Raw genomic sequence first — 13110 nt, forward strand, 5'->3', positions numbered from 1 at the left:
TCATGCTAGCCCTTACAGTCGATCATCGACGCGCCCTCCGGGCGCTCGCTCATACCATCAGGCCGATTGTCCGCATAAGCGCGGAGGGTTTGTCGGAGAATGTTATGCATGAGCTGGATCAAGGACTGAAAAACCACGAGTTGATCAAAGTCAAAGTGTTCGGCGATGAGCGGGAAACAAGGAATGCGCTGCTCGAGGAAATGTGCCATCGCCTCGATGCGGCGCCGGTACAGCATATCGGCAAAATACTGGTAATCTACCGTCCCAAGTTAGACGAAATCGCAAAGCCGGCTACCGCTGCATTCCGTAAAAAAAGGGAATTACGCCGCACCAAGCGCAGCTTTCAAACGTGAAATGCCGCCGCAACCGATTCAGCCTGCCGGAATTGAAGAATCCAGCAAAAAAAGCGGGGGGAGGACAAATTTTGAAGGTTAATAAGCATTCTATTGGCCGAAAAAGCGGTGAAATATGGACCGGCAGACACTTTTTGCAACCCGATTTCCTTTAAGTCCAGCAGCCTGCTAGACATATCTCACATCAAGAATCTCATACTCCCGTACCCCGCCCGGCGCCATGACTTCGGCGATATCTCCCGCATACTTACCAATCAGAGCACGAGAGATGGGGGAACTGATGGAGATTTTGCCCTCCTTGATGTCGGCCTCATCGTCGCCAACAATCTGGTAAGTCACTACCGTATCATTGGCCATGTCCTGCAAATCAATTGTTGCGCCAAATACACAAGCGCCACTGGCATCCAGCAACGCTGGATCGATGATTTGAGCATTGGAAAGCTTACTTTCCAATTCGGCAATACGCCCTTCGATAAAACCCTGCCGTTCCTTGGCCGCTTCGTATTCGGCATTTTCCGAAAGATCCCCATGGGAGCGGGCTTCCGCAATCGCGGCGATTACAGCGGGACGCTGCACCGTTTTCATTTCTTGCAATTCAGCACGCAACTTTCCCGCGCCAATCACGGTTAATGGAATTGTACTCATAGCCTATTACCACCTTCCTGTATTGTATACGACATCATCATCGGCTTCCGCTAGATTGCAATCTGGTGCGATGAACGAGGCTAATCGCTTCGCCATCAAACCGGGCCGGGCAGCTCCGCTGCCGGTGCATGCAATTCCTGCAAGCGGTAGGCCTGCAACTCTCGTATATTCGCCATGCCGATGCACGCGGCGCGCGCGCCCGCCAGCGTGGTGTAATACGTTACCCTTGCCTGCAATACGGCATGGCGGATCGAATAAGAATCATGAATCGCACTGCGCTTGTCTTCCACCGTGTTGACAATCAAATCCATTTCCCCGTTCTTGATCATATCCACGATATGGGGGCGTCCTTCCGCCATCTTATTTACCGGCGTTACCGCCAGTCCAGCTTGGATCAATACCATTGCGGTACCACGAGTAGCATAAAGGGTGAATCCAAGTTCTGCAAGGTTGCGGGCGATTTCCACCACCCGGGGCTTATCCGACTGGCGCACGCTGATGAAGACCTTGCCAGCGCTGGGCAGTTTGACTCCAGCGGCCAACTGCGACTTGACGAACGCTTCGGCGAAAGTATGCCCCACGCCCATTACCTCGCCCGTGGATTTCATTTCGGGTCCAAGTATGGTGTCCACGCCGGGAAATTTGATAAAAGGGAACACCGCTTCCTTAACTGAGTAGTAGGAAGGGACCCTCTCTCCGGTGATGCCCTGGCGGGCAAGCGTCATCCCGGCCATGCAGCGGGCGGAAATTTTTGCCAATTGCAATCCCGTCGCTTTGGACACGAAAGGGACGGTGCGTGAAGCCCTGGGATTGACTTCCAGCACGTATACCGTATCGCCCTGAATGGCGAATTGCACGTTCATCAATCCCACCACTTTAAGTGCATGCGCCATTGCCGACGTCTGCCGGCGCAACTCATCCTGCAGAGCAGTTGAAAGACTAAAGGGTGGCAGCGAACAGGCGGAATCCCCCGAGTGCACGCCAGCCTGCTCAATGTGCTCCATGATACCGCCAATCAGAACGGTTTCTCCGTCGCAAATCGCATCCACATCCACTTCGATGGCATCGTTGAGGAAGCGATCCAGCAACACGGGCGAATCGTGCGAAACCTTTACCGCCTCGCGCATATAACGTTCCAGGTAAATTTGCTCGTGGATAATTTCCATGGCACGCCCCCCCAGTACATAGCTGGGCCGCACTACCAGCGGATATCCGATTTCATTGGCGGCGGTGAGTGCCGCTTGCGGGTTGCGCGCGGTGCGATTCAATGGCTGCTTTAGTCCAAGCTGATGCAACATCTTCTGAAAGCGCTCGCGATCTTCGGCACAGTCAATCATGTCGGGACTGGTGCCAATGATGGGCACCCCATTGGCCTCGAGATCGCGTGCGAGTTTCAGCGGCGTCTGCCCGCCATACTGGACAATTACACCCAGCGGCTTCTCCACCGCGACAATTTCCAGTACATCCTCCAGGGTCAGCGGTTCAAAATACAACCGGTCGGAAGTATCGTAATCGGTCGAAACGGTTTCGGGGTTGCAGTTGACCATAATGGTTTCAAAACCGTCCTCGCGCAAAGCCAGCGCTGCGTGGACACAGCAGTAATCGAATTCGATACCCTGACCGATGCGGTTAGGCCCGCCACCCAGCACCATGATTTTTTTTCTGCTGCTGGGCAGCGCTTCGCATTCCTCCTCATAAGTCGAGTACATGTAAGCGGTACGGGTAGCGAACTCGGCGGCGCAGGTATCGACCCGCTTGTAAACCGGACGCAAGTCGAATTGATGGCGCCTGGCGCGCACGGCAACCTGCGATGTATCCATCAGCTTCGCCAGGCGCTGGTCGGAAAAACCGCTGCGTTTCAGGTTGCGCAACACCTGCGGATCAAGCATATCCAGCGTCTTGCCGGCAAGAGACTGTTCCTGTTTCACCAAGTCCTCGATCTGCGCCAGAAACCAGGGATCGATGTGGGTAAGCTTATGAATTTCAGCTAATTCCATTCCGCAACGAAACGCGTCAGCCACATACCAGATCCGCTCCGGGCCGGGATCGCTCAATTCGGTTTCGATAAGTTCGATATCGGTTGTTTTCTCGTCCAGTCCATTGACACCGATTTCCAATCCGCGCAGGGCTTTTTGCAGTGACTCCTGAAATGTACGCCCAATCGCCATCACCTCCCCTACCGACTTCATCTGGGTAGTAAGCCGGTCGTTGGCCTGAGGAAATTTCTCAAACGCGAAACGGGGTATCTTGGTGACGACATAATCTATCGCCGGTTCGAACGAAGCCGGCATCGTTCCGCCGGTAATATCGTTCCTGAGTTCATCCAGCGTGTAACCCACCGCGAGTTTCGCCGCCACCTTGGCAATGGGAAATCCGGTTGCTTTCGAAGCCAGGGCGGAAGAGCGCGATACGCGCGGATTCATTTCAATAACCAGCATGCGGCCATCTTGCGGATTAATCGCAAACTGTACATTGGAACCACCGGTTTCCACGCCTATTTCGCGCAACACCGCTATCGATGCGTCGCGCATGATCTGATATTCTTTGTCAGTCAGTGTTTGAGACGGCGCGACGGTGATGGAATCGCCTGTATGGACGCCCATTGGGTCGAGGTTTTCGATCGTGCAAACGATAATGCAGTTATCTTTCTTGTCACGTATCACCTCCATCTCGAATTCTTTCCAACCGATTACCGATTCCTCGATCAGCAGCTCTTTGGTGGGCGAGGCTTCCAATCCACGCTCGCAGATACCGAGGAATTCCTCGCGATTGTACGCGATGCCGCCGCCGCTACCGCCCATGGTGAATGACGGACGGATAATCGCGGGGTAACCCACCATCGCTTGTACCTGCAGCGCTTCCTCCAGGCTGTGCGCGATGGCGGAACGCGCCGAACCCAACCCGATTCTGTTCATGGCTTGCTTGAACTTTTCCCGGTCCTCGGCCTTGTCGATCGCCTCGCGCGAGGCGCCAATCAATTCGACACCGTATCTTTTCAGCACGCCATTCTTGGCCAGATCCAGCGCGCAGTTCAATGCTGTCTGACCCCCCATCGTCGGCAACAGCGCATCAGGACGCTCGACGGCGATGATTTTTTCCAGCATGGGCCAGATTATGGGCTCAATATAAGTCGCATCGGCCATCTCGGGATCGGTCATGACAGTAGCAGGATTTGAATTCACCAGGATGACGCGATAACCCTCCTCGCGCAATGCCTTGCACGCCTGCGCACCGGAATAATCGAATTCACACGCCTGTCCGATGACAATGGGCCCAGCGCCAATAATGAGAATAGAGTTTATGTCGGTACGTTTAGGCATAGTCCCGATGAAATGCAAAGTGTGAAAGCGGTACGCCGTGCTTATGCCTCACGTTTTTCCCCCATCAAACCAATAAACTTGTCGAATAAATAATCCAGATCGTGAGGCCCGGGGCTGACTTCGGGGTGCCCTTGAAAGCAGAACGCGCGCTGGCCGATCAACTCAAACCCTTGCAGACTGCCATCAAACAACGACACGTGCGTAACTCTCGCATGCTTCGGCAGGGTCGCGATATCTACCGCAAAACCGTGATTCTGACTCGAGATCATCACCCTGCCGGTATCCAGGTCCTGCACCGGATGGTTGGCGCCATGATGCCCAAATTTCATCTTGATGGTTTTGGCCCCACTGGCCAACCCCAGCAATTGATGTCCCATGCACACACCAAAAATCGGCACTTTCTTTTCAAGCAACGCTTTGGTGGAAGCGATGGCATAGTCGCAGGGCTCCGGATCACCGGGTCCATTGGAAAGAAAAACTCCATCGGGTTGCAATGCCAGAATTTCGTCCGCGGATGTCCGCGCGGGAAGTACCGTAATCCTGCAGCCGCGCTGCGCCAACTTGCGAAGTATGTTGCGCTTGATTCCAAAATCGAGTGCGGCAACATGAAAGCGCGGATTTTCCTGAACTTGATAGTCGCATCCCAGCTTCCATTCACCTTCCCTCCATTCATAAGGCTGGTCACAGCTCACCACTTTGGCGAGATCCATGCCGACCAGACCGGGAAACCCTCTGGCATGTTCCAGTGCTTCAGCTTCATTGAAATGACCCGTCATGAGACAACCGGCCTGCGCACCCTTCTCCCGCAAGATACGCGTAAGCTTGCGGGTATCGATATTTGCTATCGCCACGACGCCCTGCTGTTCGAGATATTCCGGCAAAGTCCGGGTTTGCCGCCAATTGCTGGAAACCAGAGGCAGATCACGGATCACTAGACCAGCGGCATATACTCGCTCGATCCTGCCTGATTCAACATCGTCAGGATTGGTCCCGGTATTGCCGATATGCGGATAAGTTAGCGTAACAATCTGCTTGCAGTAGGACGGATCAGTCAGGATTTCCTGATAACCGGTCATGGCGGTGTTGAACACCACCTCGCCCGTGCTGATGCCTTCCACGCCGATGGATATGCCGCGAAAAATGGTGCCGTCGGCGAGCGCGAGAACGGCATGCGGGCGTTGTGACACGGGTGGCTCCTGGAATGCTGACAAGGCGTGGAAAACGGGACAAGCTATCGCCCGTCCCGTTTATCTGAATTTAAAATTATACGCCCAAAAGGCGCGTCCTTCAACGAAATGCGGCAGTGCGGTCAACCAAAAACGTTAGGCGGCTTTACTCATCGACCGGTTTAACCGGCACTACTCGCGTAGCCCGAGCACATCCTGCATGTCAAATAAGCCGCTTTGCTTATCCATCAGAAAACGGGCGGCGCGCAGCGCGCCCTCGGCGAATGTTGCGCGGCTACTCGCCTTATGCGAAATTTCGATGCGTTCACCGGTACCTGCGAACAGCACTGTATGATCGCCTACGATATCCCCTCCGCGCACGGTGGCAAAGCCGATGGTGGCAGGCGTTCGTTCGCCTGTATTGCCTTCACGGGCATAAACAGCGACTTCTGAAAGATTCCTGCCCAGCGCTTTTGCGATCACTTCACCCATATGTAGCGCAGTGCCGGAAGGAGCATCTATCTTGTGGCGATGGTGCGCCTCTATGATCTCGATATCATAACCCTCGTTCAGCGCCTTGGCGGCCACTTCCAGTAGCTTGAGCGTAACGTTCACACCCACACTCATGTTGGGCGCGAATACGATGGAAATGTCTTTTGATGCCGCCTTGAGATCCTCCTTTTGCTGCGCTGAAAAACCGGTAGTACCGATAACCATTTTTACACCCAGCGTGCGGCATACTGCAAGATGGGCGAGCGTGCCTTCGGGTCGAGTGAAGTCGATCAATACATCGCTTCCGGAAAGCGCAGCGGTAACATTGTCGGTAATGGCAATGTTGCAAGGCGCGCCGATCAACTCCCCTGCATCCTTCTTCAGGCATGGGCTTCCTTTCCGCTCCAGGGCGGCAGATAACCGCATGTCCGGTGTCCGCGCAACGGCTTCCAGCAGAGCACGCCCCATGCGGCCTGAGCTTCCGGTAATGGCAATGTTCAATATGGTCATCTATATTCCGAGGTTTTTGTGATCATCGTGCCAACTGGAATGTGAATGGCAAACTACCAGGCCAGGATTTCCTAAATCCGGTAGCCGCCCATTCATGTCTGAGTTCAATTCTATGAGTCATAATGATTCTATGTCATCCGAGTTGCATCTTGCGGATGAGTCCGCCGCTTGCCTCTACCAACCGGATTTAAGATCATTCCACTATCCTGGCAGATTCATTGCTATTCTTTCGGTTGATCTGCCTCTCTGCTCCCCCTGTCTCCCGCCTGTGCCGGCATCTGTCTGGCAACTGCTGGCTTTGGCTCCGATGGAATTGGCATCTTGCTCGCCACCGGAGCCTCACTCGATGCCGAAATACTGCTTGAAGCCGGAATATCATTTGGTGGAGTAGCGCCCAAAGCAGGAATATCGCCCTCTCGAACGGCGGGCGCAATAGCTTCATCAACCGGCTGGGGCAAGATCGCGGCCTGCGATGGTGGCACCTGCTTCAGACTGGACATTTCCGGTTCCCGCAGCGCGGCAGCATCCACCGGCGCTGAAGTACCGTTTTCCACATGAGCGCCTGGCCTGGTTGGATCGCCGGGTTGAGGTGAAACAAAGGCGATTGAGGGTGAAAAACTGCCACCCAGGCGCACTATTTTGTCGCCCTCGAAAAAGACCGTCAATTGCCGTTGCTCAACCAGATTACCTTTTTGCTCAAGGCGATATACATAGTCCCAGCGGTTATCGTGGAAAACATCGCTGATCATTGGCGAGCCCAGCGCAAAGCGGACCTGCGACCGGGTCATACCAGGTTTTAGTTTATCCACCATTTCCTGGGTAATCACATTCCCCTGCTGAATCTCGATTTTGTAGACCAGAGATGGAACAGACGAACATCCGGCGAGCAGTAGCAAAACAAACAACGTGAGTATTTTCGCGCGCATCGCGGCAGCGTATGTTTCCAAAGCAGACTTAACGTTATATGATACAGCAAATAACTTACAGGATGGACATAGCCATGAGCAAGCCGAATGATCTTAAAACCATGGGCCTGAAAGCCACGCTGCCACGGCTTAGAATACTAGGACTGTTTGAAAACAGTCCGGTACGCCACCTGTCGGCGGAAGATATTTACAGGACACTCATCAGTGAAGGTGAAGATATCGGCCTCGCCACAGTCTATCGAGTACTGACCCAATTCGAGCAGGCAGGTTTGCTGGAACGCCACCATTTTGAGAGTGGCAAGGCGGTATTTGAACTTGCCAGCAGCACTCACCATGACCATCTGGTGTGCCTGCAATGCGGCCGGGTGGAAGAATTTTATGATGCCGAAATAGAGAAGCGCCAGGTTAGAATCGCCAAGGATCGCGGCTTCGCCATACATGAGCACTCACTGGCGCTTTACGCGGATTGCACCAAGCCGGCGTGCCCGCATCGAAAAACATAACCGCAGATAATGCAATAGGCGGTTTTCCGAGCCTATTCGAGTGCTGGCGGCCAGTTTACGGCGAGTTCCGCCGCTTGCGCCACCGTGGAATGAGCTAAGCTTATCCCGGCCGGCAAAACTGTCCCGCAACCCGCCTCGCCATCATCTCGCATCCTGATGGATTATCTGGGATAATAAAAAAAACTAAAAAACTGGAGCTTGCCTGCTTCCGCCACTCTCTTGCTCATCACGGAAATCTATTCGATTACTCGCTTCGACCTCCATTGCGGCCGCACATGGATGTCAATGCCTCTTGGCCCGCTGTCAAGGGGTTGACCAAAGATTGGTTAACCATTACTGTTCAGTGTTTTATTCATCATTTTGCTGGCACCCAATATTAGGATCCAAGAAAGCATGAGCACGGAATTAACCGGCGCTGAAATTACAGTGCGTTGTTTGCAGAAAGAAGGGGTGGATTATATTTTTGGCTATCCCGGCGGGGCCGTGCTGTATATTTACGACGAACTGTTCAAGCAAGATAAGGTCAAGCACGTCCTGGTGCGGCATGAGCAGGCGGCTGTGCACGCGGCGGACGGCTACGCCCGCTCCAGTAACAAGGTAGGTGTGGCATTGGTGACATCCGGTCCCGGCGTGACGAATGCGGTTACCGGAATCGCCACTGCCTATATGGATTCGATCCCGCTGGTCATTATCAGCGGACAGGTGCCCACTCACGCCATTGGGCTGGATGCATTTCAGGAAGTCGATACCGTGGGCATCACGCGCCCCTGCGTCAAACATAACTTTCTGGTGAAGGACGTCAGCGAGCTCGCCGCCACGATCAAGAAGGCGTTCTACATCGCTTCAACCGGCCGCCCGGGTCCCGTGCTGGTGGACATTCCGAAAGACGTGAGCCAGCATAAAACGGCATTTGCTTACCCGGAGAAGGTCAGCATGCGCTCCTACAATCCCGTCACCAGGGGGCATTCCGGACAGATCAAGAAAGCGGTACAGCTTATATTGGGGGCCAAGCGTCCGATGATTTACACGGGTGGCGGCGTAATTCTGAGCGATGCTGCCACGCGATTGACGAATCTGGTACGAATGCTGGGTTTTCCCTGCACCAATACATTGATGGGACTGGGAGGCTATCCCGCTACCGATAAACAGTTTGTCGGGATGCTGGGAATGCATGGTACGTACGAAGCCAATATGGCAATGCAGCATTGTGACGTACTCGTGGCAGTGGGCGCCCGTTTCGACGACCGTGTGATCGGCAACCCGAAGCATTTCTACAATGAAGCTCGTAAGATCATACATATCGATATTGACCCCTCGTCCATTTCCAAGCGCGTGAAGGTGGATGTTCCCATTGTCGGCAGTATTTCCGACGTATTGGATGAGCTCATGAAATTACTTCAGGCCGGCAAAGATAAGCTTGATCAATCCGCCCTTGAGGCATGGTGGACGCAGATCGATTTGTGGCGCGCGCGCGATTGTCTCAAGTACGATCGCGCAAGCACGATCATCAAGCCGCAGATGGTGATTGAAAAGCTCTATAAAGTGACCAAGGGAAATGCCTTTATTACCTCGGATGTAGGTCAGCATCAGATGTGGGCGGCGCAGTTCTACAAATTCGATTTGCCGCGTCGATGGATTAATTCCGGCGGCTTGGGAACCATGGGCTTTGGCCTTCCCGCGGCAATGGGGGTGCAGTTCGCCAACCCCAAGGGCGCCGTAGCCTGTGTGACCGGTGAAGCCAGCATCCAGATGTGTATACAGGAATTGTCCACCTGCAAGCAATATAACCTTCCACTCAAGATCGTTAATTTGAATAATCGCTATATGGGAATGGTGCGCCAGTGGCAAGAGTTCTTCCATGGTAACCGTTACGCTGAATCTTATATGGATGCGTTACCGAATTTTGTCAAACTGGCCGAGAGCTACGGTCATGTCGGCATGAAAATCGAGCAACCCGGAGATGTCGAGGGAGCATTAAAGGAAGCCTTCAAGCTGAAGGACCGATTGGTGTTCATGGATTTCATCACTGACCAGACAGAAAATGTATTTCCGATGGTGCCTGGCGGCAAAGGCCTCTCTGAAATGATTCTGGTATGAATCCCCGGATAATGCATCGGAGGCGAGAGGATGACGAGGCGGGTTGCGAGACGGTTTTGATAGGCTCGAACAGCTGCCTAACGGATTATCTGATTTAAACTTGACTCCGGCGGTTGACCTCTCATTTTTTATTTTGGCAAATAATCCAAACAACCTTTTTCGTCACCTTATCTTTAATCCCACACTCCATCTGCCCAACTGCCGGACTTAGATAAAAAAAAATGCGACATATCATTTCCCTATTGATGGAAAACGAGGCGGGGGCCTTATCTCGCGTAGCTGGCTTGTTCTCTTCCCGCGGCTATAATATTGAGTCGCTTACCGTCGCGGCTACCGAAGATCCAACCTTGTCTCGCATGACGTTGGTTACCGTCGGATCGGATGATGTGGTTGAGCAGATCACCAAACAGTTGAACAAACTTATCGAAGTGGTCAAAGTGGTGGATTTAAGTGATGGTGTTCATATCGAGCGCGAGCTAATGCTGATAAAAGTGCGCGCCGTCGGCAACGATCGCGAAGAGATCAAGCGCATGGCTGATATTTTTCGCGGCCGGATTATTGACGTCACAGATAAATCCTACACCATCGAACTGACCGGTACCGGCTCCAAGCTTGACGCATTTATCGAAGCCATGGAACGCAGCACAATTCTGGAGACGGTGCGTACCGGGGCCTCCGGCATCGGCCGCGGCGAGCGAATACTAAAAATATAGCGGCATCTGATTTCGATCTATGAGGGGGTGGGGTGCTCACCCGCCAGTCCTTGGCATTCTTCTAATTTGGGCAGAAAGGAAATTATGAACGTTTACTATGATAAAGATGCCGATTTGTCGCTCATCAAGGACAAGAAGGTAACCATTGTGGGTTATGGTTCGCAGGGCCACGCTCACGCCAATAATCTGAACGACTCGGGCGTAACGGTCACCGTTGGCCTGCGCAGGGACGGAGCATCCTGGAGCAAGGCGGAGAAAGCCGGTCTGACCGTCAAGGAAGTAGCGGAAGCCGTGAAGGAGGCGGATGTCGTCATGGTGCTGCTGCCGGATGAGCAGATTGCCGCTGTTTATGCGTCCGAGATCGAACCCCACCTTAAGAAGGGTGCCGCGCTTGCGTTTGCGCATGGCTTCAATATTCACTATGGCCAAGTATCTCCCCGTGAGGATCTCGATGTCATTATGATCGCCCCCAAGGGACCCGGCCACTTGGTGCGTTCAACCTATCTTCAGGGTGGCGGCGTGCCTTCACTCATTGCGGTACACCAAGATACGTCTGGCAGAGCGCGCGAACTGGCGCTTTCCTACGCCGCGGCCAACGGAGGAACTCGGGGAGGTGTGATTGAAACCAACTTCCGCGAAGAAACCGAAACCGACCTGTTCGGTGAGCAGGTAGTACTGTGCGGAGGTCTGACCGCTTTGATTCAGGCGGGTTTTGAAACCCTGGTCGAAGCGGGCTACGCACCAGAGATGGCCTATTTTGAGTGTCTGCACGAGGTCAAGCTGATTGTGGATTTAATCTATGAGGGCGGCATCGCCAACATGCGTTACTCCATTTCCAACAACGCCGAGTATGGCGATATTTCGCGCGGTCCACGCATCGTCACGGATGCGACCCGTGCTGAAATGCGCAAAATTCTTCATGAAATCCAGATAGGTCAATACGCTCGCGAATTCATTCTGGAAAATCGCGCTGGCGCACCCATGCTTAAAGCCAGCCGCCGCCTCGCCGCCGCGCATCAGATAGAAACGGTTGGCGCAAAACTGCGTGACATGATGCCTTGGATCAAGAAGAACAAGCTGGTTGATCAGGCAAAAAATTAAAGATTGATGGAACACGGAAAATGACGCGGATAATGCGGGGTGCTTCACCACCCCCATTATTTATTTTATAAGGCACTTCCGCGCTCTACGTCCCTTCGAACCGCAATCCGAGGGGTGGCGGAAATACTCGGTAATTATAATCTTCGCGGCGGAATTGCCGGACCGGGCCGGGATCCAAGCGCTTCACTGGAACATGTGTGGCTCGGTCGGTGTATTCAGTGTGTGAATTAGTTTATTCATTTCATTACTGTTTACCAGTGGCCGATAACCGTTTACCATGCATCGGTTTCCTTCGGTATTTGCACATATGATGCATGATCCTCACCTGCCACGTCTCATGCTCAAATCCAAATTGCGCCGGCGGGGAATATATTTACTGCCTAACCTGTTCACCACCGCCGCGTTATTTGCCGGCTTTTACGCCATCGTGCAGGCAATGAACGGTCGTTTTGAACATTCCGCGGTATCGATTTTCATTGCGATGGTATTGGACGGGCTGGATGGCCGGGTCGCCCGGCTCACTCACACTCAGAGCGAATTTGGCGCGGAGTACGATAGCCTGTCCGACATGGTTTCGTTCGGGGCCGCACCCGCGCTGGTAATATACGAATGGGCCTTGAAGGGCATGGGCAAATTGGGATGGATTGCGGCCTTTATTTATTGCGTCTGTGCCGCACTGCGCCTGGCACGCTTCAATACCAATATAGAGATCGTGGATAAGCGTTTTTTTCAGGGGCTGCCTACCCCGGCCGCCGCCGCGCTGATCGCAGGGCTGCTCTGGGTGATGTTGGACTTTGAAATAGCGGGCACGGATATCAAGTGGCTAGCCTGGGGCATCACCCTGTTTGCGGGTCTCACAATGGTCAGTAACATTCCCTACTACAGCGGCAAGGAAATCAATTTACGCAAAAGCGTGCCATTCATCACTGTTCTCCTGCTGGCGCTGTTCTTCTTTGTATTAATTCCAACCCATCCACCCGTTGTGCTGTTCTGCCTTTTTTTCCTTTATGCTTTATCTGGCTATGTTATGTGGGGATGGCGGCTGATCAAGAGAAAGAGAACAACGGAAATCACTAGTTAGCACAGAACTCGTTTGTCTGCATGCGTGAACGCTGCCATAAAATTGATGGCAATCGCACGGCTTTACGAATTACTCACGCTCGCTTAACATTGCGCTGATGCTTGCTGTGCTATATTTTTTACCACCCTCTTGTATCTCGACGGAGAGTATCAGACCATATTCCTGAATAAGCAGGTCTCGGACAGGTTATGATTTCAAAGGCG

At 53.2% G+C, this 13110-nt stretch carries 11 protein-coding genes; 6 read left to right on the plus strand and 5 right to left on the minus strand.

The window, feature by feature from the left end; translation table 11 throughout:
• Positions 1-2 precede the first annotated feature (2 nt).
• Positions 3-353: a ribosome assembly RNA-binding protein YhbY gene (gene yhbY, locus SQ11_RS01625; RefSeq protein WP_041512345.1), complete on the plus strand. Its 351-nt coding sequence runs from the start codon at positions 3-5 to the stop codon at positions 351-353.
• A 168-nt stretch (positions 354-521) separates the two neighbouring features.
• On the opposite strand, the gene greA is transcribed toward yhbY, so the two are convergent.
• The 5 genes from greA to SQ11_RS16625 form a co-directional block, all read right to left on the minus strand.
• Positions 522-998 (minus strand): transcription elongation factor GreA, encoded by a 477-nt coding sequence (gene greA / locus SQ11_RS01635; protein WP_041512347.1) that lies wholly within the window; start codon positions 996-998, stop codon positions 522-524.
• A gap of 95 nt (positions 999-1093) precedes the next feature.
• A complete protein-coding gene (carB, locus tag SQ11_RS01640) occupies positions 1094-4318 on the minus strand; it encodes a carbamoyl-phosphate synthase large subunit (protein WP_041512348.1) in 3225 nt (1074 codons plus the stop codon).
• 41 nt (positions 4319-4359) lie between these two features.
• On the minus strand, positions 4360-5505 hold the full coding sequence (gene carA, locus SQ11_RS01645; RefSeq protein ID WP_041512349.1) for a glutamine-hydrolyzing carbamoyl-phosphate synthase small subunit: 1146 nt from the start codon (positions 5503-5505) through the stop codon (positions 4360-4362).
• Between the two features lie 171 nt (positions 5506-5676).
• Positions 5677-6486: a 4-hydroxy-tetrahydrodipicolinate reductase gene (gene dapB, locus SQ11_RS01650; RefSeq protein WP_041512350.1), complete on the minus strand. Its 810-nt coding sequence runs from the start codon at positions 6484-6486 to the stop codon at positions 5677-5679.
• A gap of 221 nt (positions 6487-6707) precedes the next feature.
• Complete coding sequence (locus tag SQ11_RS16625; protein ID WP_084226680.1) at positions 6708-7412, minus strand: outer membrane protein assembly factor BamE; 705 nt, start codon at positions 7410-7412, stop codon at positions 6708-6710.
• Positions 7413-7486: 74 nt separating this feature from the next.
• Here SQ11_RS16625 and fur point away from each other — a divergent pair, with 74 nt between their 5' ends.
• The 5 genes from fur to pssA all read left to right on the plus strand — a co-directional run bounded on the left by fur (position 7487) and on the right by pssA (position 12907).
• Positions 7487-7915 (plus strand): ferric iron uptake transcriptional regulator, encoded by a 429-nt coding sequence (gene fur, locus SQ11_RS01660; RefSeq protein ID WP_041512351.1) that lies wholly within the window; start codon positions 7487-7489, stop codon positions 7913-7915.
• Positions 7916-8308: 393 nt separating this feature from the next.
• Positions 8309-10012 (plus strand): acetolactate synthase 3 catalytic subunit, encoded by a 1704-nt coding sequence (locus tag SQ11_RS01665; protein WP_041512352.1) that lies wholly within the window; start codon positions 8309-8311, stop codon positions 10010-10012.
• Between the two features lie 221 nt (positions 10013-10233).
• A complete protein-coding gene (gene ilvN, locus SQ11_RS01670; RefSeq protein ID WP_041512353.1) occupies positions 10234-10725 on the plus strand; it encodes an acetolactate synthase small subunit in 492 nt (163 codons plus the stop codon).
• A gap of 84 nt (positions 10726-10809) precedes the next feature.
• Positions 10810-11826, plus strand: a complete 1017-nt coding sequence (gene ilvC, locus SQ11_RS01675) for a ketol-acid reductoisomerase (RefSeq protein WP_041512354.1) — start codon at positions 10810-10812, stop codon at positions 11824-11826.
• 337 nt (positions 11827-12163) lie between these two features.
• On the plus strand, positions 12164-12907 hold the full coding sequence (pssA, locus tag SQ11_RS01680) for a CDP-diacylglycerol--serine O-phosphatidyltransferase (RefSeq protein WP_232297850.1): 744 nt from the start codon (positions 12164-12166) through the stop codon (positions 12905-12907).
• Positions 12908-13110 lie beyond the last annotated feature (203 nt).

It is taken from the genome of Nitrosospira sp. NpAV (genome assembly GCF_000832065.1).
Lineage (GTDB): Bacteria > Pseudomonadota > Gammaproteobacteria > Burkholderiales > Nitrosomonadaceae > Nitrosospira.

Excerpts from the sequence above, each read along its gene's own strand:
- SQ11_RS01665 (WP_041512352.1), top strand. The coding sequence starts at position 8,309 with ATGAGCACGGAATTAACCGGCGCTGAAATTACAGTGCGTTGTTTGCAG.
- fur (WP_041512351.1), top strand. The coding sequence starts at position 7,487 with ATGAGCAAGCCGAATGATCTTAAAACCATGGGCCTGAAAGCCACGCTG.
- dapB (WP_041512350.1), bottom strand. The coding sequence starts at position 6,486 with ATGACCATATTGAACATTGCCATTACCGGAAGCTCAGGCCGCATGGGG.
- ilvC (WP_041512354.1), top strand. The coding sequence starts at position 10,810 with ATGAACGTTTACTATGATAAAGATGCCGATTTGTCGCTCATCAAGGAC.
- ilvN (WP_041512353.1), top strand. The coding sequence starts at position 10,234 with ATGCGACATATCATTTCCCTATTGATGGAAAACGAGGCGGGGGCCTTA.
- greA (WP_041512347.1), bottom strand. The coding sequence starts at position 998 with ATGAGTACAATTCCATTAACCGTGATTGGCGCGGGAAAGTTGCGTGCT.
- yhbY (WP_041512345.1), top strand. The coding sequence starts at position 3 with ATGCTAGCCCTTACAGTCGATCATCGACGCGCCCTCCGGGCGCTCGCT.
- pssA (WP_232297850.1), top strand. The coding sequence starts at position 12,164 with ATGCTCAAATCCAAATTGCGCCGGCGGGGAATATATTTACTGCCTAAC.
- carB (WP_041512348.1), bottom strand. The coding sequence starts at position 4,318 with ATGCCTAAACGTACCGACATAAACTCTATTCTCATTATTGGCGCTGGG.
- SQ11_RS16625 (WP_084226680.1), bottom strand. The coding sequence starts at position 7,412 with ATGCGCGCGAAAATACTCACGTTGTTTGTTTTGCTACTGCTCGCCGGA.